This window comes from Pseudomonas sp. Tof1 (genome assembly GCF_055390395.1).
The window spans coordinates 3,303,200-3,329,315 of sequence record NZ_AP024344.1 but is presented as its reverse complement, the minus strand read 5'-3'; the positions used below and the strand labels follow the sequence as shown (position 1 = coordinate 3,329,315).

The window sequence follows — 26,116 nt, the reverse complement described above, 5'->3', positions numbered from 1 at the left end:
GGTTGTTTCGCATGTGTCAGTGGTCCGCGGGCATTTGCCGCCGCGGCGCCGGTCACGCCTGCATCCCGATTGCCATGCTGTCTTCGAACCTCGAAGCCCCTCCGTTTTTATCGCGCGAACGCTGTCTCCGACACCGAGCCCTTGGGTTGCCAACCCTCTCCGACATGATAAACAGTAGGTTATTCGATGCACTTCAGCGAATTGATGGCAGTTCTTTCCACGCACGCGATTGGCCTTCAACTGGAAGAAGACAATCTGGTGATTCTTGGTGACGACGAGGGCCTTGACAGCGCCGTCTTCGATAGCCTGGTCGTGCACAAGGCGGAACTGCTCAGGCTGGTGGCTCGAAACGGAGGGGAATGGCTGAGTCCGGCCTTGCGCATCACGCCGCAGATGTTGCCGTTGGCCAACCTTGGCCAGGCCGCCATCGACCGGATTGTCGAATCGGTGCCGGGCGGAGCCGGCAACGTGCAGGACATCTACCCGCTGGCGCCCCTGCAGGAGGGGATTCTCTACCATCACCTGGCCGCCGGGCAGGGCGATCCCTATGTATTGCGTTCGTTGTTCGCGGCCGAGAGCCGCGAACGTCTCGACGATTTCGCCCAGGCCCTGCAGGCGGTGATCGACCGGCACGATATCCTGCGCACGGCGATGGTCTGGGAAGGCCTCGATGAGCCAATGCAGGTGGTCCTGCGCGAGGCGACGCTGGCGGTGGAGGAAGTCGCCCTGGCACCCGGCGACAGTGATATCGAGACCCGCCTGTGTGAGCGTTTCGATCCCCGGCATTACCGCCTGGACCTGCGCCAGGCCCCGCTGATGCGCCTGGTGTGCGCCGAGGACCGGGCCAATGCACGCTGGGTCGCGCTCCTGCTGTTCCACCACATCGCCATCGACCATGCCGCGCTGGAGCTGGTGCAATACGAAATGCAGGCCTACCTGCTCGGCGAAGGTCACGCGCTGCCCGAGGCGGTGCCCTATCGCAACTATGTGGCACAGGTCCGGCTCGGTGCCGGCGCCGATGCCCATGAAGGCTTTTTCCGCGACATGCTGGCGGACGTCGATGAGCCGACCCTGCCATTTGGCGTAGCGGAAATACCTGGTGGCAACCCGCGGATCGAAGAGCTGCACCTTCCTGTCGACGCCGATCTGAGCCGGCGTCTGCGCGACCAGGCCCGCCAGTTGGGCGTCAGTGCCGCCAGCCTGCATCACCTGGCGTGGGCGCGGGTGGTGGGGGCCGTGTCGGGCAAGTCCGATGTGGTGTTCGGCACCGTACTGATGGGCCGGATGCAGGGCGGCAAGGGCGCCGACCGGGCGTTGGGCATGTTCATCAACACCCTGCCGTTGCGGGTGAAACTCGAGGGGCACGCAGTCCGCGAAGGGGTCAGGACCACCCACGCACGCCTGACCGCCTTGCTCGGTCATGAACACGCGTCCCTGGCCCAGGCCCAGCGTTGCAGTGGGGTGGCTGCCCCGACGCCCTTGTTCAGCTCGCTGCTCAACTACCGCCACAGCGCCACCGGCTCGCAGGTCTCGGCCGAGACCGCCCGGGCCTGGGCCGGCTTGCAGAGCCTGGGTGGCGACGAGCAGAGCACCTATCCGATCACCCTGTCGGTGGACGATCTTGGCGAGGGGTTCAGCCTGGCGGTCCAGACCCTGGTGGAGATCGGTGCGCAACGTATCGGTGACTATATGCTGGCGGCCCTCGCGGCGCTGGTGGAAGCCCTGGAGCAAGCGCCGCAGACACCGTTGCAGCAACTGGAGATCCTCTCGGCCGCCGAGCGCCAGCAGGTGCTGCATGGCTTCAATGCCACGGCGCGTGACTATCCACGGCACAGCAGCCTGGTACAGCTGTTCGAGGAGCAGGTGGCGGCGCAGCCCGATGCGCTGGCTGCCGTGCAGGGCGGGCAGGCACTGACCTACCGGCAACTCAACGGCCGGGCCAATGCCCTGGCGCAGCATCTGGCCGGTCTCGGGGTACAGCCGGGCGATCGCGTGGGCCTGCTGCTGGAGCGTTCCTTCGACCTGCTGGCCGGCCAGTTGGCAATCCTCAAGTGCGGCGCGGCCTATGTGCCGCTCGATATCAATGCTCCCGCCGAGCGCCAGGCGTTCATGTTGCATGACAGCGAGGCGCGGCAGGTATTGACCCGCGGCTCCAGCGAGGTGCCGGAGGGTGTCCGGCGGGTGGATCTGGACCTGCTGGCGCTGGCCACCGACGTGCCGAACCCGCAGTCGCTGTCGGGCGCCGAGTCGGTGGCGTACATCATGTACACCTCCGGCTCCACCGGAACCCCCAAGGGGGTACTGGTGCCGCACCGCGCGGTGAGCCGCCTGGTGCTCAACAACGGCTACGCCGATTTCAACAGGCAGGATCGGGTGGCCTTCGCCTCCAACCCGGCCTTCGACGCCAGTACCCTGGATGTCTGGGCACCGCTGCTCAACGGCGGTTGCGTGGTGGTGGTGGAACAGTCGGTGTTGCTGTCCCTGGAGGATTTCCGGGCCCTGCTGCTGGCCCAGTCGGTCAGCGTGCTGTGGATGACCGCCGGCCTGTTCCATCAGTATGCCGCCGGCCTGATGGGCGCCTTCGCACAATTGCGCTACCTGATCGTCGGTGGCGATGTGCTGGATCCTTCGGTGATCGCCCGGGTGCTGGCCGAAGGTGCCCCCGGGCATCTGCTCAACGGCTACGGCCCGACCGAAGCCACGACCTTTTCCACCACCCATGAAATCACCTCGGTCGGCAACGGCGCGATTCCCATCGGCCGGCCGATCGGCAACAGCCAGGTCTATATCCTCGATGCCTTGCGCCAACCGGTGGCGGTGGGCGTGGCCGGCGAGCTGTATATCGGCGGGCAGGGCGTGGCCAAGGGCTATCTGAACCGGCCGGAACTGAACGCCACGCAATTCATCGCCGACCCGTTCAGCGACCAGGCCGGGGCGCTGATGTATCGTACCGGCGACCTCGCGCGCTGGAACGCGGACGGTGTTGTCGAGTACCTCGGGCGTAACGACGATCAGGTGAAGATTCGCGGTTTCCGCATCGAACTGGGGGAGATCGAGGCACGCCTGGCCGCCTGCGCGGGCGTCAGGGAAGCACTGGTGCTGGCCCGCCAGGACGAGTTCGGGCACAAGCGCCTGGTGGCCTATCTGGTTGGCGAGCCAGGCAACGTCTTGTCGGTGCCTGCGCTGCGCAGCGAGCTGGCGGCGTCCCTGGCCGAATACATGGTGCCGAGTGCCTTCGTGATCCTGGAGTCGTTCCCGCTCACCGCCAACGGCAAGCTGGATCGCCGCGCCTTGCCGGCGCCGGACGCCGACGCCTATGCCAGTCGCGAGTTCGAGGCGCCCGAGGGCGACCTGGAAACCACCCTGGCACAGCTGTGGGCCGACCTGCTCAAGGTCGAGCGTGTCGGGCGCAACGATCACTTCTTCGAACTGGGCGGCCATTCGCTGCTGGCGGTGAGCCTGATCGAACGCATGCGCCAGTTGGGCCTGAGTGCCGACGTGCGCGTGCTGTTCAGCCAGCCGACCCTGTCGGCCTTGGCCGCCGCCGTGGGAGGCGGACGCGAGATCAGCGTGCCGGCCAACCTGATTGCGCAGGATTGCGCGCGGATCACCCCGGACCTGCTGCCACTGGTCAGCCTGACCCAGGCGCAGATCGACCGGGTGGTGGCGACGGTACCCGGTGGTGTCGCGAATGTGCAGGATATCTATCCGCTGGCGCCGTTGCAGGAGGGGATTCTCTATCACCACCTGGCCGCCGGGCAGGGTGACCCCTATGTCTTGCAGGCGCAGTTCGCCTTCGACGATCACCCGCGCCTGGACGCCTTTGTCCAGGCCTTGCAGACGGTCATCGACCGCCATGACATCCTGCGCACCGGGGTGGTCTGGGAAGGCCTGGATGCGCCTGTGCAAGTGGTCTGGCGCCAGGCGAGACTGCACCTGGATGCGCTCGAGCTCGACCCGGCGGCCGGTGATATCGGCACGCAACTGCATGGCCGTTTCGACCCCAGGCACTACCGCCTGGACATCGGCCAGGCTCCACTGATGCGTCTGGCCTATGCCGAAGATCCGCTCAATCGGCGCATCACCGCGATGCTGCTGTTCCATCACATGGCCCTGGACCATATGGCGATGGAGGTGGTGCAACATGAAATGCAGGCCTGGCTGCTGGGCGAGGCCCAAACCCTGCCGACACCGGTGCCGTATCGCAACTACGTGGCCCAGGCGCGCCTGGGTGTGAGTCAGGCCGATCACGAAGCGTTTTTCCGTGACATGCTCGGCGAGGTCGACGAACCGACCCTGCCGTTCGGGTTGCAGGACGTACAGGGCGATGGTCGGGATATCGACGAGGCCAGCCTGCTGCTGGACAGCCGGCTGGACCAGGGCCTGCGCGCTCAGGCCCGGCACCTGGGGGTGAGTGCCGCGAGCCTGATGCACCTGGCCTGGGCCCAGGTGCTGGGCAAGGTTTCGGGCCGGCAGGATGTGGTGTTCGGCACCGTGCTGATGGGCCGGATGCAGGGCGGCGAGGGCGCCGACCGGGCGCTGGGGATGTTCATCAACACCTTGCCGCTGCGGGTCGCGCTGGGTGGGCAGGGGGTACGCGCCGGAGTCAAGGCGACCCATGCGCGGTTGACCGCGTTGCTGGGGCATGAGCATGCGTCCCTGGCATTGGCCCAGCGCTGCAGTGGCGTGGCGGCGCCACTGCCGCTGTTCAGCGCCCTGCTCAATTACCGGCATAGCGCCGTGGGCAGTGTGTCCGAACAGGCCATGCAGGCCTGGCAGGGTATCCATATCCTCAGTGAGGAAGAACGCACCAACTATCCGCTGACGCTGAACGTCGACGACCAGGGCGAAGGCTTCAAGCTGACCGCGTTGGTGACATCCTCGGTTGGTGCGCAGCGGGTGTGTGGCTACATGCGCACGGCGCTGGAGCAGTTGCTGGAAGCACTGGAACATACGCCGCAAGCGTCGCTGCAAAGCCTGTCGATCCTGCCGGAAGGCGAACGTGAGCAACTGCTGGTGGCGTTCAACGACACCGCGCTGGAGTATCCGCAGGCGCAGACCATCCATGGGTTGTTCGAGGCCCAGGTGGAACTGACGCCGGATGCCCTGGCGGTGGTCCATGACGGTAGGAAACTCAGCTATCGCGAACTGAACGAGCAGGCCAACCGCCTGGCCCATGCCCTGCGCAAGCAAGGTGTGCAGCCGGACTCCCGCGTGGGGATCTGTGTCGAGCGCGGCGCCGAGATGGTCGTCGGCCTGCTGGCGATTCTCAAGGCCGGGGGCGCCTACGTGCCGCTGGATCCGGCGTATCCGGCCGAGCGGATCGCCTACATGCTGCAGGACAGTGCGCCGGCCGTGGTGCTGGCCCAGAACGCGACCCAGCAGTTGCTGGCCGGCGTGTCGGTACCCGTGATCAATCTGGATCAGGGCACCTGGCAGGACGAGTCCGTCCGGAATCCACAGGTGCCGGGCCTGACCTCGGCACACCTGGCCTACCTGATCTACACCTCGGGTTCGACAGGTTTGCCCAAGGGCGTGATGATCGAACACCGCAACACGGTGAACTTCCTGACCTGGGCCCACGGGGCCTTCGACAACGGGGCCTTGGACAAGACGCTATTCTCGACCTCGCTGAACTTCGACCTGGCGGTCTACGAGTGCTTTGCACCGCTGACCTCGGGCGGCAGTATCGAGGTGGTGAAAAACGTCCTGGAACTGCAGCACGGCGAGCACGATATCGGCCTGATCAACACCGTGCCTTCAGCGTTGAAAGCGCTGTTGGAAGTGGATGGTCTGCCTGCTTCAGTCCACACCGTCAACGTGGCAGGTGAAGCGCTGAAACGCAGCCTGGTGGAATCGCTGTTCGAGAAAACCGGCGTGCAACGCCTGTGCAACCTCTACGGCCCTTCGGAAACCACCACCTACTCCAGCTGGGTGGCGATGGATCGAGAGGATGGCTTCGCCCCGCATATCGGCAAGCCGGTGGGCAACACCCAGTTCTACCTGCTGGACGAGCAACAACAGCCCGTTCCGCTGGGCGTACCGGGTGAAATCTACATTGGCGGCGCCGGCGTGGCTCGTGGCTACCTGAACCGTGACGACCTGACCGCCGAGCGCTTCCTCCGGGACCCGTTCAGCCAGGACGCTTCGGCAAGGATGTACCGCACCGGCGACCTCGGTCGCTACCTGGCGGATGGCAACATCGAATACCTGGGCCGTAACGACGACCAGGTGAAGATCCGCGGTTTCCGTATCGAACTGGGCGAAATCGATGCCCGCCTGGCGAAACACCCGGCCATTCACGAAGCGGTGGTCACTGCCCGCGAGGATGTGCCGGGCGACAAGCGCCTGGTCGCCTACTACACCCTGGCCGAAGGTCATGCTTCGGTGGAGATCGACAGCCTGCGCCGCCACCTGCAGGAAAAACTGCCGGAGTACATGGTCCCGGCCGTCTACGTCGCCCTGGAAAAACTGCCGCTGACCCCGAACGGCAAACTGGACCGCAAGGCCCTGCCGGCACCGGACAGCAGTGCCTTGAGCCATCGTGGCTTCGAAGCTCCCCAAGGCGAAACCGAAATCACCCTGGCACGGATCTGGTCCGAGGTGCTCAAGGTCGAGCAGATCGGACGTCATGATCACTTTTTCGAACTGGGCGGGCATTCGCTGCTCGCCGTGAGCCTGATCGAACGCATGCGCCAGGCCGGTCTGAGCGCCGATGTGCGGGTGCTGTTCAATCAGCCGACCCTGGCCGCGCTGGCCGCTGCCGTGGGTGGCGGACGTGAGATCGTGGTCCCGGCCAATGCCATCCCGCCGGGCTGCACGCACCTCACCCCGGACATGCTGCCGCTGATCGACCTGGACCAGGCGGAGATCGAGCGAATCGTCGCCAGCGTGCCGGGTGGTGCGGCGAATGTGCAGGATATCTATCCGCTGGCACCGCTGCAGGAAGGCATTCTCTATCATCACCTGGCCGCCGAGCAGGGTGATCCCTATGTTCTCCATGCCCTGTTCAACGTGGCGGACCGTCAGCGGCTGGACGCCTTTGCCCAGGCGTTGCAACAGGTCATCGACCGGCATGACATCCTGCGCACCGCCGTCCTCTGGCAAGGCCTGGACGAACCGGTCCAGGTGGTCTGGCGCCAGGCCCGCCTGCATTGCGAAGCCTTGGTGCTGGATCCGCGTGCCGGTGAGGTGGCGGTTCAACTGAAGGCGCGTTTCGACACCCGCCACTCCCGGCTGGACGTGACCCAGGCTCCCCTGATGCAACTGGTGTTCGCCGAGGACGAGGGCCAACAGCGTTGGGTGGCCATGTTGCGCTTCCACCACATGGCCCTGGACCACACCGCCCTGGAGGTGGTGCGACATGAAATCCAGGCGCATCTGCTGGGGCAGGCCGATCAACTGGGCAACCCGGTGCCGTACCGCAACTATGTGGCCCAGGCGCGCCTGGGGACCAGCCAGCAGGAACACGAAACGTTCTTCCACGAGATGCTGGGCGATATCGACGAGCCGACCCTGCCATTCGGCCTGCAGGATGTGCAGGTCGACAGCCACCTTATCGATGAAGTGAGTGCCGTTCTGCCATCAGCCTTGAGCCAGCGGCTGCGGGCCCTGGCCCGGCAACTGGGGGTCAGCGCCGCCAGCCTGCACCACCTGGCCTGGGCCCAGGTGCTGGGCAAGGTCTCGGGCACCCGGGATGTGGTGTTCGGCACCGTGCTGATGGGGCGGATGCAGGGCGGCGAGGGTGCCGATCGGGCCCTGGGGATGTTTATCAATACCTTGCCGCTGCGGGTCACCGTGGGCGAGCAGGGGGTGCGGGACGGGGTCAAGGCGGTCCACGGGCGACTGAGCGCGCTGCTCGGTCACGAACATGCGTCCCTGGCCCTGGCCCAGCGTTGCAGCGGCGTGGCCGCGCCAACCCCGCTGTTCAGTGCCTTGCTCAACTACCGGCATAGCGCCGTCGACGCGGTTTCCGAACCGGCCTTGCAGGCTTGGCAAGGGATCGAGATTCTCAGCAGTGAAGAACGCACCAACTACCCGCTGACACTGTCGGTGGACGACCTGGGCGAAGACTTCTCCCTGAGTGTCCTGGCCCTGGAGGGCATCGGTGCGCAGCGGGTCTGCGACTACATGCACACGGCCCTGGTCAACCTGGCGGCGGCCCTGGAGCAGGCGCCCCAGACGCCGTTGGCTGAACTTACGATCCTGCCCGATGCCGAGCGCGAGCAACTGCTGGTGAGCTTCAACGCCAGCCATCGCGACTACCCACGGACACAGACCGTGCACGGGCTGTTCGAGGCCCAGGTCCGTGCCCGCCCCGAGGCGTGTGCGGCGATCCACGACGGCGTGGCGTTGACTTACGCCGAGCTCAACGCCCGAGCCAACCGCCTGGCCCGGCACCTGCGTGGCCTCGGCGTGCAGCCGGGCGACAGCGTGGCGATCCTGCTGGCACGCAGCCATGACCTGCTGGTCAGCCAATTGGCGGCGCTCAAGTGCGCGGCGGTCTATGTACCGCTGGACATCAATGCACCGCTCGAACGCCAGGGCTTCATGATCGAGGACAGCCAGGCACGGGTCCTGCTGACCCATAGCCAGGTGTCGCTGGCGACCTCGGCACAGCGGGTGGAACTGGACCGTCTGGACCTGTCCGCTCTGGATCCGGATGACCTGGGGATCACCCAGTCCAGCGAAAGCGCGGCGTACATCATGTACACCTCCGGCTCCACCGGCACCCCGAAAGGCGTGCTGGTGCCGCACCGGGCCATCAGCCGGCTGGTGATCAACAACGGCTACGCCGATTTCAACGAACGGGATCGAGTGGCCTTCGCCTCCAACCCGGCCTTCGACGCCAGTACCCTGGATGTCTGGGCGCCGCTGCTCAATGGCGGCTGCGTGGTGGTGATCGGCCAGGACGACCTGCTGTCCCCGGCGAACTTCCAGCGCCTGCTGCTGGAACAGTCGGTGACGGTGCTGTGGATGACCGCCGGGTTGTTCCATCAATACGCTGCCGGCCTGGGTGAAGCGTTTGCCCGTCTGCGCTACCTGATCGTCGGCGGCGACGTGCTGGACCCGGCGGTGATCGCCCGGGTACTGGAAAACAGTGCCCCCGAGCATCTGCTCAACGGTTACGGCCCGACCGAAGCCACGACCTTCTCCGCGACCTACGAAATCACCGCGGTCGGCAACGGGGGCATCCCGATTGGCCGCCCCGTGGGCAACACCTGCCTGTACGTGCTCGATGCCCAGGGCCAGCCGGTGCCGGTGGGTGTGGCAGGGGAGCTGTATATCGGCGGACAGGGCGTGGCCCTGGGTTACCTGAACCGGGAAGAACTGACCCGGGAAAAATTCCTGGTCGACCCATTCGACAGCGAGCCGAATGCCCGCCTGTACCGCACCGGCGACCTGGTGCGCTGGCGCGCCGACGGCAACCTGGAGTACCTGGGCCGCAATGACGCCCAGGTGAAGATTCGCGGTTTCCGGGTCGAACTGGGCGAGATCGAGGCGCGTCTGGTCGAGCATCCCGAGGTCAGGGAAAGCGTGGTGTTGTGTCGCGAGGATCTCCCGGGCGACAAACGTCTGGTGGCCTACTTCACGGCGCAGCAGCCTGAAACCGTGCTGCCGATCGAGAGTCTGCGCGACCATCTGCAAGAGTCCGTGCCGGAATACATGGTGCCGGCGGCCTACGTGCAACTTGATGCCTTGCCACTGACCGCCAACGGCAAGCTGGACCGCAAGGCGCTGCCGGTGCCGGATGCCCAGGCGCTGGTCAGCCGCGGCTACGAGGCGCCGCAAGGCGAAGTGGAAGTGCTGCTGGCGTCGATCTGGGCCGATGTGCTCAAGGTCGAGCAGGTCGGTCGCCACGACCACTTCTTCGAACTCGGCGGTCATTCATTACTGGCGGTGACGCTGATCGAGCGCATGCGCCAGGCCGGCCTGAGTGCCGATGTGCGGGTGCTGTTCAGCCAGCCGACCCTGGCCGCCCTGGCCGCAGCAGTGGGTACGGCCAGCGACCTGGTGGTGCCGGCCAACCGGATTGCTCCGGATTGCCAGCGGATCACCCCGGACATGTTGCCGCTGATCGAGCTGGATCAGGCGGCCATCGACCGTATCGCGGCCACCGTGCCGGGCGGTGCGCCGAACATCCAGGATATCTACCCGCTGGCACCGTTGCAGGAGGGGATTCTCTATCACCACCTCAGCGCCGAGGAGGGCGACCCCTATGTGCTGCAAGCGCAGTACGCCTTCGACAGCCGTGCCCGCCTGGACGACTTCGTCCAGGCACTGCAAGCGGTTATCGACCGACATGACATCCTGCGCACTTCCATTCACTGGGAAGGCTTCGACCAGCCCTTGCAGGTGGTCTGGCGCCGTGCCGAACTGAGCACCGAGGAGCGCGCGCTGGACCCTCGCGCCGGCGATATCGCCGAGCAGTTGCAGGCCGGCTTCGATCCGCGCCAGGTGCGCCTGGATATCCGCCGGGCGCCGATGCTGCATCTGGCCCAGGCCTGGGACGAGCCGAACCAGCGCTGGCTGGGACTGCTGCTGTTCCATCACCTGGTCATGGACCACACCGCGATGGACGTGGTGCAGCACGAGATGCAGGCCGCTCTGCTCGGCCAGCAGGCGCAACTGGGCGCCGCTGTGCCTTATCGCAACTATGTCGCCCTGGCCCGCCTGGGCGCGAGCCAGGAGGAGCACGAACGGTTCTTCCGCGCACGCCTCGGCGATATCGACGAACCAACCCTGCCGTTCGGCCTGCAGGATGTGCAGGGTGACGGCAGCGAGATCGAACAGGCCCACCTGGCCCTGGACATGGGCCTGAGCCTGCGTTTACGAGCCCAGGCCCGTCAGCTCGGGGTGAGTGCCGCGAGTCTGGTGCATCTGGCTTTCGCCCAGGTGTTGGGGCAGGCCAGTGGCCGTGACCAGGTGGTCTTCGGCACGGTGCTGCTGGGCCGGATGCAGGGCGGCGAGGGCGCCGATAGGGCCCTGGGCATGTTTATCAATACCTTGCCGCTGCGGGTGACCCTTGGCGGTCAAAGCGTGCGTGAGGGGGTCAAGACCACCCACGCCGAACTGACCGCCTTGCTCGGGCACGAGCACGCCTCCCTGGCGCTGGCCCAGCGTTGCAGCGGGGTGAGCGCGCCGCTGCCGTTGTTCAGCGCCTTGCTCAACTACCGCCACAGCAGCCTGGCCGTGACCGAGCAGGCGCAGAGCGCCTGGCAGGGCATGCAGGTGCTGGGCGGTGCCGAAGAGCGCACCAACTATCCGCTGACCCTCAACGTCGACGACCTGGGGGAAGGGTTCCACTTCACGGCCTTGGTGGCGACGGCCATCGGTGCACAACGTCTTTGCGGCTATCTGCACAGCGCCTTGGACGGCCTGGTTCAGGCCCTGGAGCAGGCACCAGAGAGCGCCGTACAGGCGATTTCGATCCTGCCGGCCAGCGAGCGCGAGCAACTGCTCGAGCACTGGAACCAGGCTGGCCGGACCTATCCCGCCGATGCACTGATCCACCAGCAGTTCGAGGCCCGCGCCGCCGAGCGGCCGGAGGCCGTGGCGCTGGTGCATCAGGACGAAAGCCTGAGCTATGGCGAACTCAATGCCCGCGCCAACCAGGTGGCCCACCGCCTGCTGGCCCTGGGCGTGCGCCCGGATGACCGGGTGGCCATCTGCGTCGAACGCGGCCCGGCGATGATCATCGGCCTCTTGGGGATCCTCAAGTCCGGTGCCGGTTATGTGCCGCTGGACCCGGCCTATCCCCGTGAGCGCCTGGCCTACACCCTGGGCGACAGTGAACCGGTGGCCTTGTTGAGCCAGCACGCGGTGCGCGAGGCGCTGCCGGCGGTGGATCTGCCGCTGATCAATCTCGACGATGGCGATCTGCAGGACGAGTCCGTCCAGAACCCGCAGGTGCCGGGGCTGACGTCCGCGAGCCTGGCCTACGTGATCTACACCTCCGGTTCCACCGGTCTGCCCAAGGGCGTGATGGTCGAGCACCGCAACGTTGCGCGGCTGTTCACGGCCACCGAGGACTGGTTCGGTTTCAACGAACAGGACACCTGGGCGCTGTTCCACTCGTTCGCCTTCGACTTCTCGGTCTGGGAAATCTGGGGCGCGCTGCTGCACGGCGGGCGTCTGCTCATCGTGCCGCAACTGGTCAGCCGCTCGCCACAGGATTGCTACGCACTGCTGTGCAGCGCCGGGGTGACAGTGCTCAACCAGACGCCAAGCGCGTTCCGCCAACTGATTGCCGCCCAGGGCGACAACGCCCAGCCCCATGCCCTGCGCCAGGTGATCTTCGGCGGTGAGGCGCTGGACACGGCGATGCTCAAGCCCTGGTATGCGCGGGCCGTGAACGCCGGTACGCAACTGGTGAACATGTACGGCATCACCGAAACCACGGTGCACGTGACCTATTACCCATTGCAGGCCGAAGATGCCCAGCGCATCGGGGCCAGTCCGATCGGCAAACGGATTCCCGACCTGCAACTCTATGTCCTCGATGCCCGTCGCGAACCGGTACCGGTGGGGGTGGTCGGCGAACTGTATGTCGGCGGGGCCGGGGTCGCCCGTGGCTACCTGAACCGGGCCGAACTCAGCGCCGAGCGTTTCCTTGCCAACCCGTTCAGCCAAGAGCCGAACGCGCGTCTGTACCGCACCGGCGACCTGGCTCGCTGGGTGGCCGACGGCAGCCTGGAATACCTGGGGCGTAACGACGAACAGGTGAAGATTCGCGGCTTCCGTATCGAACTGGGCGAGATCGAGGCGCAACTGGCCGCCTGCGAAGGTGTGCGTGATGCGCTGGTTCTGGTGCGCGAGGATGAGCCGGGCGACAAGCGCCTGGTGGCCTATGTCATCGCCGCCGGCGTCGAACTCGACGCCGCATGGTTGCGTGACCAACTGCGCCAGACGCTGGCCGAGCACATGCTGCCCAGTGCCTTCGTCAGCCTGGAAGCCTTCCCGCTGACCGCCAACGGCAAGCTCGACCGCAAGGCGTTGCCGGCCCCCGATCGCTCGACGGTGGCCAGCCGTGGCTACGAAGCGCCCGAAGGCGCCACCGAAATGGCGATTGCGCGTATCTGGCAGGACCTGCTGCAACTGGAACAGGTCGGTCGTCACGATCACTTCTTCGAACTGGGCGGTCACTCGCTGCTGGCGGTGAAACTGATCGAGCGCATGCGCCAGATCGACCTCAGTGCCGACGTGCGCGTGCTGTTCGGCCAGCCGACCCTGGCCGCCCTGGCGGCGGCCGTGGGCGGCCAGCGCGAGGTCGAGGTGCCGGCGAATGTCATCCCCGAGGGTTGTCAACGTATCACGCCTGACATGCTGCCGCTGGTCGGCCTGAGCCAGGACGATATCGACCGCATCGTGGCCAGCGTGCCCGGTGGCGTTGCCAATGTGCAGGATATCTATGCCCTGGCGCCGTTGCAGGAGGGGATTTTGTACCATCACCTGGCCGCGACCCAGGGCGACCCGTACCTGCAATACGCGCTGTTCGGCTTCGACAGCCTCGAACGCCTGCACAGCTTCGCCCAGGCCCTGCAAGGGGTGGTGGCGCGGCATGACATCCTGCGTACCGCAGTGCTCTGGGAAAGCCTGGATGCGCCGGTGCAGGTGGTCTGGCGTGACGCGCCCCTGGGCGTTGAACGGCTGGAGCTGGACCCGGCGGACGGCGATATCGCCGAACAACTGTGCGAGCGCCTGGACCCGCGCCACACCCGCCTGGACATTCGTCAGGCGCCCATGATGCGCATCGGCTACGCGCAGGATCCATCGAATAACCGCTGGGTCGGCATGCTGCTGTTCCATCACCTGGTGGACGACGCCACTTCGCTGCGTATCCTCTGCGGCGAAATCGAGGCGCACATGCTCGGCCGGCAGGGGGAACTGCCGCCGTCCGTGCCTTATCGCAACTATGTGGCCCAGGCCTGGCAGGGAATCAGCCGCGAGGAGCACGAAGCGTTCTTCCGCGACATGCTGGGCGATATCGAGGAACCGACACTGCCCTTCGGCCTGCAGGACGTGCAGGGCGATGGTCGCGGCATCGAGGAAGTCCAGCGGGGCGTGGATGCCGACCTGAGCCGGCGCCTGCGCTTGCAGGCACGGCAGCTCGGGGTGAGCGCCGCCAGCCTGTATCACCTGGCCTGGGCCCGGGTATTGGGCGTCGTGTCGGGCAGGGACGATGTGGTGTTCGGCACCGTGCTGCTGGGTCGCCTGCAGGGCGGCGAAGGCGCCGACCGGGCCCTGGGCATGTTCATCAACACCTTGCCGCTGCGCGTGACCCTGGGCGAACAGGGCGTGCGCGAGGGCCTGAAGGCCACCCATGCCCGACTCAGCGGCCTGCTCGCCCACGAGCATGCGTCGCTGGTACTGGCGCAGCGTTGCAGCGGCGTGCCCGCGTCGACGCCGCTGTTCAGTTCACTGCTCAATTACCGGCAGATCGATACCCGTGTCACCGACCAGGCGCTGGCCGCCTGGGAAGGCATCCAGGCCCTGGACGGCGAAGAACGCACCAACTACCCCCTGACCCTGTCGGTGAATGACCTGGGCGAGGGCTTCAACCTGACGGTCATGGCCGAGGCGCAGATCGGCGCCGAACGGATCTGTGACTATATGCACTGTGCCCTGGAAAACCTGGTGCAGGCGCTGGAACAGACACCGCAAGCCCCATTGGGCGGGGTGAATATCCTGCCGGCGGGCGAGCGCCAGCAATTGCTGGAAAGCTGGAACACTCCGCATGTCTCCTATGCCGATGACACCTTGATCCACCGCACCTTCGAAGCCTGGGCGGTGGCGCAACCGGAAGCCGTGGCGCTGCAATACGAAGACCGCACGCTGAGCTACGGCGAGCTCAATGCCCGCGCCAACCAGGTAGCCCATCAGTTGCTGGCCCTGGGCGTGCGTCCGGATGACCGGGTGGCGATCTGTGTCGAGCGTGGCCTGGAGATGATGGTTGGCCTGCTCGGCATCCTCAAGTCCGGCGCCGGCTACGTACCGATCGACCCGGCCTATCCGGCCGAGCGGATCGCCTACCAGTTGCGCGACAGCGGCCCGGTGGCGGTGCTGGCCGATGCCGCCGGCCTGGCACTGCTGGAGACTTTCGACGGTCCCCGGCTGGACCTGCGCAGCCCGGCCCTGCAGGCCCAGCCCAGCAGCAACCCGCGGGTCAGCGGGATCAGCCCGCACCACCTCGCCTATGTGATCTACACCTCCGGCTCCACCGGGCTGCCCAAGGGCGTGATGGTCGAGCACCGCAACGTCGCCCGGCTGTTCTCGGCCACCCGGGCCTGGTTCGAATTCAACGAGCAGGATGTCTGGGCGTTGTTCCATTCGTTCGCCTTCGACTTCTCGGTCTGGGAAATCTGGGGCGCGCTGCTGCATGGCGGTCGCTTGCTGATCGTGCCGCAACTGGTCAGCCGCTCGCCGCAGGATTGCTACGCACTGCTGTGCACTACCGGCGTCACGGTCCTCAACCAGACCCCGAGCGCGTTCCGCCAGTTGCTCAACGCCCAGGGCGAGAGCGAATTGCGCCACTCCCTGCGCCAGGTGATCTTCGGTGGCGAAGCCCTGGAAACCGGGATGCTCAAGCCCTGGTACGCACGGGTGGCCAACGCCGGCACCCAATTGGTGAACATGTATGGCATCACCGAAACCACCGTGCATGTGACCTACTGCCCGTTGGTGGCGGCCGATGCGCAACGTGCTGGCGTCAGCCCCATCGGCGTGCGGATTCCCGACTTGCAGCTATACGTGCTCGATAGCCGGCGCGAGCCGGTGCCGGTGGGCGTGGTCGGCGAGTTGTATGTCGGCGGTGCCGGGGTGGCGCGGGGTTATCTGAACCGTGACGAGCTGACGGCCGAACGTTTCCTGCCGAATCCGTTCAGCAAGGATCCCCAGGCGCGCCTGTACAAGACCGGCGACCTGGGACGCTGGCTGGCCGATGGCAGCCTCGATTATCTGGGCCGCAATGACGACCAGGTGAAGATTCGTGGCTTCCGCATCGAACTGGGCGAAATCGAAGCCGCCCTGGGCGCCTGCACGGGTGTCCGCGAGGCGGTGGTGCTGGCCCGTGAGGACGAACCGGGGGACAAGCGCCTGGTGGCCTATGTGGTTGCCGCGTCCGGCCACGAGGTGGTGGCCGCCGAGCTGCGTGCGCAACTGTCGCTTTCGCTGGCCGACTACATGGTGCCCAGTGCCTTCGTCAGCCTGGACAGCTTCCCGCTGACCACCAATGGCAAGCTCAACCGCAAGGCGCTGCCGGCGCCGGATGCGCAAGCCCTGGTGCGACGTGAATACGCGGCCCCCGAAGGTGCCGTGGAAAACGCCATCGCGCAGATCTGGCAGTCGCTGCTGCAACTGCCGCAAGTGGGGCGCCATGACCACTTCTTCGAGCTGGGTGGGCATTCATTGCTGGCGGTCAAGCTGATCGAGCGCATGCGCCAGGTCGGTCTGGTGGCCGATGTGCGCGTGCTGTTCAGCCAACCGACGCTGGCGGCCCTGGCAGCGGCGGTGGGCGGGCATCAGGAAGTCCGCGTGCCGGACAACCTGATCGTGCCGGGCTGCGAACGCATCACCCCGGACATGCTGCCCCTGGCCGATCTCGATCAGGCCGCCATCGACCGCATCGTCGCGAACGTGCCCGGTGGCGTAGCCAATGTGCAGGACATCTATGCCCTGGCACCGCTGCAGGAAGGGATCCTCTATCACCACCTGGCCGCCCATGAGGGCGACCCCTATGTCCTGCAGGTGCTGTTTGCCTTCGACGACCGCCAGCGCCTGGCCGCGTTTGCCGAGGCCCTGCAGAGCGTGATCGAACGCCACGACATCCTGCGCACCAGCGTGGCCTGGGAAGGCCTGGACCAGCCGGTGCAGGTGGTCTGGCGCGAGGCTCAACTGAGCCTGGAAGAGGTCACGGTCGATCCGGCGGCGGGTGAGGTACTGGCCCAGTTGCACCAGCGGTTCGATCCGCGCCACTACCGCCTGGACATCGGCCAGGCGCCGCTGATGCGGATCGCCTATGCCCAGGAGCCGCTCAGCCAGCGGATCAGCGCGATGTTGCTGTTCCATCACATGGCCCTGGACCACACGGCCCTGGAAGTGGTGGTGGAAGAGATGCAGGCCAGCCTGCAGGGCCTGACCGGGCAATTGCCGGCCCCGGTGCCGTATCGCAATCATGTGGCCCAGGCACGCCTGGGGGCCAGCCGGGAGGAACATGAAGCGTTCTTCCGCGACATGCTCGGCGATATCGACGAGCCGACGCTGCCCTATGGCCTGCAGGACGTGCAGGGTGACGGCCGTGCCGTCGTTGAAGTGCAACAGCTGCTCGACAGCGGCTTGAGCCTGCGCCTGCGTGGCATTGCCCGGCCACTGGGCGTCAGCGCCGCGAGCCTGATGCACTTGGCATGGGCCCAGGTGATTGGCCGCCTATCGGGTCGGGATGAGGTGGTGTTCGGCACCGTGCTGATGGGGCGGATGCAGGGCGGCGAGGGCAGCGACCGGGCCCTGGGGATGTTCATCAACACCTTGCCGTTGCGCCTGAGCGTCGGAGACCTCGGCGCCCTGGCCGGGGTCAAGGCCACCCATGAGCGCCTGTCGACCCTGCTCGGTCATGAGCATGCCTCATTGTCCCTGGCCCAGCGTTGCAGCGGCGTACCGGGTTCGCTACCGCTGTTCAGTGCCCTGCTGAACTACCGCCATAGCACCGGTGGCGTGGCTTCGTCCGAGGCGATTGCAGCCTGGCAGGGTATGCAGACCCTGAGCATGGAGGAGCGTACCAACTATCCGTTGTGCCTGAACGTCGATGACCTGGGCGAGGCTTTCATGCTCACCATCCAGGCCGTGGAACAGATCGACGCGCGTCGGATCGGCGGCTACATGCAGGCTGCCCTGGAGCAACTGGTCCAGGCTCTGGAGGAGGCGCCGACCACGGCGCTCAACCGCCTGTCGATCCTGCCGGCCGACGAGCGCGAGCAACTGCTGGTGGCGCTCAACGACACCGCGCTGGAGTATCCGCAGGCGCAGACCATTCATGGGTTGTTCGAGGCCCAGGTGGAGCGTACGCCGGACGCGTTGGCGGTGGTCCATGACGGCAGGAAACTCAGCTATCGCGAGCTTAACGAACAGGCCAACCGTTTGGCCCATGCCTTGCGCAAGCAGGGTGTGCAGCCGGATTCGCGAGTGGGCATCTGTGTCGAACGCGGCGCCGAGATGGTTGTCGGCCTGCTGGCGATTCTCAAGGCCGGGGGCGCCTATGTGCCGCTGGATCCGGGGTACCCGGCCGAGCGGATCGCCTACATGCTGCAGGACAGTGCGCCGGCCGTGGTGCTGGCCCAGAACGCGACCCAGGAGTTGCTGGCCGGCGTGTCGGTACCCGTGATCAATCTGGATCAGGGCACCTGGCAGGACGAGTCCGTCCGGAATCCACAGGTGCCGGGCCTGACTTCGGCCCATCTGGCCTACCTGATCTACACCTCGGGTTCGACCGGCTTGCCGAAAGGCGTGATGATCGAACACCGCAACACGGTGAACTTCCTGACCTGGGCCCACGGGGCCTTCGACAACGGAGCCTTGGACAAGACCCTGTTCTCGACCTCGCTGAACTTCGACCTGGCGGTCTACGAGTGCTTTGCACCGCTGACCTCGGGCGGCAGCATCGAGGTGGTGAAGAACGTCCTGGAACTGCAACACGGCGAGCACGATATCGGCCTGATCAACACTGTTCCCTCGGCGCTCAAGGCGCTGCTCGAAGTCGACGGCCTGCCGCAATCGGTGCACACGGTGAACGTGGCCGGTGAAGCGCTCAAGCGCAGCCTGGTGGAATCGCTGTTCGAGAAAACCGGCGTTCAACGCCTGTGCAACCTCTACGGCCCGTCGGAAACCACCACCTACTCCAGCTGGGTGGCGATGGATCGAGAGGATGGCTTCGCCCCGCATATCGGCAAGCCGGTGGGCAACACCCAGTTCTATCTGCTGGACGAGCAACAACAGCCTGTCCCGCTGGGCGTCCCGGGTGAAATCTACATTGGTGGTGCCGGCGTAGCCCGTGGCTACCTGAACCGCGATGACCTGACCGCCGAGCGTTTCCTCCGGGACCCGTTCAGCCAGGACGCTTCGGCAAGGATGTACCGCACCGGCGACCTCGGCCGCCACCTGCCAGACGGCAACATCGAATACCTGGGCCGCAACGACGACCAGGTGAAGATCCGCGGTTTCCGCATCGAACTGGGCGAAATCGATGCCCGCCTGGCGAAACACCCGGCCATTCACGAAGCGGTGGTCACCGCCCGCGAGGACGTGCCGGGCGACAAGCGCCTGGTGGCCTACTACACCCTGGCCGAGGGCCATGCCTCGGTGGAGATCGACAGTCTGCGCCGCCACCTGCAGGAAAAACTGCCGGAGTACATGGTCCCGGCCGTCTACGTCGCCCTGGAAAAACTGCCGCTGACGCCGAATGGTAAGCTCGACCGCAAGGCCCTGCCGGCGCCGGACCTCGATGCCGTGACCAGCCGTGGCTACGTGGCCCCCGAAGGGGAGATCGAAATCGCCCTGGCCCATATCTGGCAGGAGTTGCTCGGCCTGTCCCAGGTCGGCCGGCATGACCGGTTCTTCGAACTGGGTGGTCATTCGTTGCTGGCCATGCGCCTGATTTCGCAGATTCGCCAGCAACTGGGGGTCGAACTGGGTCTGGCCGAGCTGTTTGCCCAGGCCGAACTGGCGGACCTGGCCCAGGTGATCGCCCAGGCCGGGCGCAGCACCTTGCCGGAAATCGTGCCGGTGGCCCGCGACCAGGCCTGGCCGTTGTCCTTCGCCCAGCAGCGCCTGTGGTTCCTGGCGCAGATGGAGGGCGCCAGCGCCGCCTACCATATGCCCGGTGGCCTGAGCCTGCGCGGCGTGCTCGACCGTACGGCCCTGCAACGGGCCCTGGAGCGCATCGTCGCGCGTCACGAAGGCCTGCGCACCACTTTCATCCTGGGCGACGACGAACAGCCGCTGCAACGGATCGCCCCGGCAGACGCCGGCTTCAGCCTGCAACTGCACGATCTGCAGGGCCTGGCGGATGTCGACGCCAGACTGCAGGCGCTCGCCAGCGAGGAAGCCCTGCAAGCCTTCGACCTGGAACAGGGGCCGCTGATTCGCGGCCGCCTGATCCGCCTGGCCGAGGATCATCACGTACTGCTGGTGACCCTGCACCATATCGTCTCCGACGGCTGGTCGATGAATGTCCTGACCCGCGAGCTGGCCGCGCTCTACGCCGCGTTCAGCCAGGGCCAGGAAGATCCGCTGGCGCCGTTGCCGCTGCACTACCTGGATTACGCGGTGTGGCAGCGTCGCTGGCTCAGCGGCGAGCGGCTGGAACAGCAAACCCGGTACTGGCAACAGGCCCTGGCCGATGCCCCGGCGCTGTTGATGCTGCCTACCGACCGGGTCCGTCCGGCCCAGCAGGACTATGCCGGTGCCGCGCTGCCGGTGGTCCTCGACGAACAGCTGACCCGCGGCCTCAAGGCCCTCGGCCAGCGGCACGGCACCACCTTGTACATGACGGTGATGGCCGCCTGGGCCGCGCTGCTCGGCCGTCTGGCCGGGCAGGAGGAAGTGGTGATCGGTTCGCCGGTGGCCAACCGTACCCGCAGTGAAGTCGAAGGGCTGATCGGCCTGTTCGTCAACACCCTGGCGATCCGCGTCGACCTCGGCGCGCAGCCGACCGCCGAGGCTTTGCTGGCCCGGGTCAAGACCACCACCCTGGGCGCCCAGATGCACCAGGACCTGCCGTTCGAGCAGGTGGTGGAAGTGGTCAAGCCGGTGCGCAGCCTGTCCCACAGCCCGATCTTCCAGGCGATGCTGAGCTGGCAGGACATGGGCGGCAGCGACCTGGCCCTCGGCGACCTGCGCCTGGAAGGCCTGGACGCGGGGCATACCCTGGCCAAGTTCGATCTCTCGCTGGACCTGGGCGAAGTCCAGGGCCGCCTGCTCGGTTCGCTGGAATATGCCACCGCGCTGTTCGATGAAGGCACCATGCGGCGTTACCTGGGCTACTTCCAGCGCCTGCTGGAAGCCATGGTCGCCGATGACCGGCAGGTGCTGGAAAGGGTGCCATTGCTCGATGACGCCGAGCGTGAACAGTTGCTGCGGGGCCTCAACGCCACCGAAGTGCCGTATCCGAGCCACAGCACGATTCACCAGTTGTTCGAGGAGAGGGTGCAGGCGCAACCGCAGGCCATCGCGGTGGCCTTCCAGGATCAGCGTTTGAGTTATGCCGAACTGAACCGCGAAGCCAACCGCCTGGCCCATCGACTGATCGGCCTGGGCGTCGGTCCGGACGACCGGGTGGCGATCTGCGTCGAGCGCGGGGTGGAAATGATGGTCGGCCTGCTCGGCGTGCTCAAGGCCGGTGCGGCCTATGTGCCGCTGGACCCGGCCTATCCGGCCGAACGCCTGGCCTACATGATCGAGGACAGTACGCCGTCGGTCCTGTTGACCCAGCGTGCATTGCAGGAACGCCTGCCGGCACTGGAACTGACGCGGTTGCTGCTCGACGCCGACCAGCGCCAGGCCTTCAGCGAGCGCGACGACAACCCGGTGGTCCCGGATCTGGGCGTACGCAACCTGGCCTACGTGATCTACACCTCCGGCTCCACCGGCAATCCGAAGGGGGTGATGATCGAACACCGCGGGCTGGTCAACTACAGCGTCGATGCCGCGCGCCTGTTCGGCCTGACCCCGGCGGACACCGTGCTGCAGCAGAACACGCTGAACTTCGACCTGTCGGTGGAGGAGATCTTCCCGGCCCTGTTGGCCGGTGCCACCCTGGCGCCAAGCCGGGAGATCTTTGGCAGCGAGGGGACGCAGGACTACGGCATCCGTCCGACCTTCCTGCACATGACCGCCGCCCACTGGCACACCCTGGCCGCCGAATGGCACAGCCAGCCGCAACTGGCCGCGCGCTGCCTGGCCGATGTCCGGCTGATCAACGTCACCGGCGATGCGCTGTCGGCGCAGAAACTCAAGCTCTGGGATGAAGTGCGCCCGACGCATACCCGGCTGATCAACACCTACGGTCCGACCGAGGCCACGGTGTCCTGCACCGCGGCCTACGTCAGCCATGATGCCGAGGCCGGCAGCGAGGGCAGCGGCAACGCCACCATCGGCAAGCCGATGGCCAACACCCGGATCTACCTGCTCGATGCCCATCAGCAGCCGGTGCCGTACGGTGTGGCCGGCGAGATCTTCATCGGTGGCGATGGTGTGGCACGCGGCTACCTGAACCTCGAACAGGTCAACGCCGAGCGCTTCCTGGTCGATCCGTTCAGCGACCAGCCTGATGCGCGCATGTACAAGACCGGTGACCTGGCCCGCTACATGACCGACGGCCGTATCGAGTACCTGGGGCGTAACGACTTCCAGGTCAAGGTCCGCGGTTTCCGCATCGAACTGGGCGAAATCGAGTTGCGCCTGGGCAACTGCGCCGGGGTCAAGGAAGCGGTGGTGATCGCCCGGGAAGACAACCCCGGCGAGAAGCGTCTGGTGGCTTATGTGGTCGCGCAACCCGAGGCAAGCCTGGACGCCGCCAGCCTGCGCGCGGAACTGGCGCCGCAACTGGCCGAGTACATGCTGCCAAGCGCCTTCGTGCTGCTCGACGCGTTGCCGCTGACCCCGAACCGCAAGCTCGACCGCAAGGCCCTGCCGGCCCCGGCGGAGGAGGCTTTTGCCAGCCGTGAGCAGGTCGCCCCGCAAGGCACTGTCGAAACGGTCCTGGCGCAGATCTGGCAGGACCTGCTCAACCTGGAACAGGTGGGGCGTCACGACCACTTCTTCGAGCGGGGTGGCCACTCGCTGCTGGCCATGCGCCTGATTTCCCAGGTGCGTCGACGCCTGGGCGTCGAACTGAACCTGGCGGACATCTTTGCCCAGCCGGAACTGGCGGCACTGGCCGAGGTGCTGGCGCACGCCGCCGGCAGCAGCCAGCTGCCGATCGTGCCGGTGTCGCGCGAGCAGGCCCTGCCGTTGTCGTTCGCCCAGCAGCGCCTGTGGTTCCTTGCGCAACTGGACGGTGGCAGCGCGGCGTATCACATCCCGGCCGGGCTGCGTTTGCGTGGCAGCCTGGACCGTGTTGCGCTCAAGCAGGCGCTGGATCGTATCGTCGCCCGCCACGAAGCGTTGCGCACCACCTTTATCCAGTTGCCGGGGCAACAGCCGGAGCAACGCATCGCCCCGGCCGACATCGGTTTCAACCTGCAATGGCAGGTGCTGACCGGGCAGGCCCAGGCGGAAGAAGAGCTGCGGTCCATCACCGCGCAAGAGGCTCGCGAGCCCTTCGATCTGGTGAACGGGCCGCTGGTGCGTGGGCGGCTGGTGCGCATGGCGGATGACGACCATGTGTTGCTGGTGACCCTGCACCATATCGTTTCCGACGGCTGGTCCGCCGGCGTCCTGACCCGTGAGCTGGGCACGCTCTACGAGGCTTTCCGCCAGGGCGCGGAAGATCCGTTGCCGGCCTTGCCGGTGCAATACGCCGACTATGCGCTGTGGCAGCGTCGCTGGCTGGAGGGTGAAGTCCTGCAACGGCAGGGGCAGTACTGGCAGCAGGCCCTGGCCGGGGCGCCGGTTCTTCTGACCCTGCCGAGCGACCGGCCACGGCCGGCACAGCAGGACTACAGCGGGCATACGGTGGGCCTGGCCCTCGACGCCGAGCTGACCCGCGACCTCAAGGCGCTGAGCCAGCGCCAGGGCAGCACCCTGTTCATGACGGTGATGGCCGCCTGGGCCGCGGTGCTCAGCCGCCTGTCCGGCCAGGACGACGTGGTGATCGGTACGCCGGCGGCCAACCGCCAGCAGGCCGAGGTGGAGGACCTGATCGGGTTCTTCGTCAATACCCTGGCGATCCGTGTCGACCTCTCGAGCGCACCGAGCGTCGAGAGCCTGTTGCAACAGGTCAAGCAGCAGACCCTGGCCGCCCAGGCGAACCAGGACCTGCCGTTCGAGCAGGTGGTGGAGGTGGTCCGGCCGCAACGCAGCCTGGCCCACAGCCCGATCTTCCAGGCGATGTTGTCCTGGCAGAACACCGAGGATGTCGATCTGGCGCTGGGTGACATGGCCCTGCAGGGCATCGGGGTGACCAGCAGCACGGCCAAGTTCGACGTGCTGCTGGACATGACCGAAGTGGGCGACCGCCTGTTCGGTACCCTGGAGTACGCCACGGCATTGTTCGACGAAGCGAGCATGCAGCGCTGCCTGGGTTACCTGGAAGCCATGCTGCGCGGCATGGCGGCCGATGAACGGGCGCTGATCGGCGAGATCGCCTTGCTCGACGAGGCGCAGCGCCAGGAACTGCTGGACGGTTTCAACGCCACGGCGGTCGACTATCCGCAAGACCTGACCCTGCACGGGCTGTTCGAGGCACGGGTCGCCGACTGCGGTGAAACGATCGCGGTGGTGGATGAGCAGGGCAGCCTGAGCTACGACGCGCTCAATCGCCAGGCCAACCGTATCGCCCACCGCCTGATCGGCCTGGGTATCGGCCCGGACGACCGGGTAGCGATCTGTGTCGAACGCAGTCAGGCGATGGTCGCGGGGCTGCTGGGGATTCTCAAGGCCGGTGCCGCCTATGTGCCGCTGGATCCGGACTACCCGATCGATCGCCTGACCTACATGCTCGGCAACTGCGCGCCGGCAGTGATCCTCACCCAGGAGTCGCTGCGGTCGGTGTTGCCACCGAGTGACGTACCGGTCCTGTTGCTCGATCCGGCCCAGGCCGAGCATGAGGGGTTGCTGGCCCAGCCAGACCATAACCCGCTGCGCGCGGACGTTCGTCCCGAGCACCTGGCCTATGTGATCTACACCTCCGGCTCCACCGGCCAGCCGAAAGGCGTGATGAACGAACACCGCGCGGTGGTCAACCGCCTGCTGTGGATGCAGGACGAATACGGCCTGGACGCCTCGGATCGGGTGCTGCAGAAGACCCCGTTCAGCTTCGACGTGTCAGTCTGGGAGTTCTTCTGGCCGCTGTTCAACGGTGCGCGGCTGGTGATGGCACGCCCCGGCGGCCATCGCGATCCGGCCTACCTGCGGCAGGTGATTGGCGAGCAGGGCATCACCACCTTGCACTTCGTACCGTCGATGCTCGACCTGTTCCTGGCCCACGGCCAGACGCAGCAGAGCGCTCTGCGGCGGGTCATGTGCAGCGGCGAGGCACTGCCAGGGCACCTGGTGCGGCGCTTCAAGCAGCAGTTGCCGCAAGTCGGCCTGTTCAACCTCTATGGGCCGACCGAAGCGGCGGTGGACGTGACCGCCTGGGATTGCGCCGGACCGCTGGAGCAGACCCCGGACAACACCCCGATCGGCAAGCCGGTGGCCAACACCCGGATCTACCTGCTCGACGCGTACCGTCAGCCGGTGCCGCGAGGCGTGGCCGGGGAGCTGTACATCGCTGGCGTGCAGGTGGCGCGTGGCTATCTGAACCGTCCTGAACTGAGTGCCGAGCGGTTCCTCGACGATCCGTTCGGTGACGGACGCCTGTATCGCACCGGTGATCTGGCCCGCTATCTACCGGACGGCAACATCGAGTACCTGGGCCGCAACGACGACCAGGTGAAGATCCGTGGCTTCCGTATCGAGCTGGGGGAAATCGAAGCGCGCCTGGCCGCTTGCGCCGGAGTCAAGGAAAGCGTGGTGCTGGCACGGGAAGACAACCCTGGCGAGAAACGCCTGGTGGCCTATGTCACGGCGCAACAGCCGGAAACCGTCCTGGCGGTCGAAGCGCTGCGTGGTCATCTGCAGGCCGTGTTGCCGGAATACATGGTGCCGGCGGCCTATGTGCAGCTCGATGCGTTGCCGCTGACCCCCAATGGCAAGCTGGACCGCAAGGCCCTGCCGGCCCCGGACGCTGGCGCGCTGATCAGCCGTGAGTACGAGGCCCCGCAAGGCGAAACCGAAAACCTGCTGGCGCAACTCTGGGCCGAACTGCTCAAGGTTGAGCGCGTCGGGCGGCATGACCACTTCTTCGAGTTGGGCGGCCATTCGCTGCTGGCGGTAACGCTGATCGAACGCATGCGCCAGATCGGCCTGAGCGCGGACGTGCGGGTGCTGTTCGGCCAGCCGACCCTGTCGGCCCTGGCGGCGG

General features: G+C 66.4%; 1 pseudogene. It reads left to right on the top strand.

Features of this window, described 5'->3' with window-relative positions:
- Window positions 1–204: 204 nt before the first annotated feature.
- A pseudogene (locus ACZ5KU_RS15050) lies at window positions 205–26,112 on the top strand (non-ribosomal peptide synthase/polyketide synthase); the annotation flags it as partial.
- Between the last annotated feature and the right edge of the window lie 4 nt (window positions 26,113–26,116).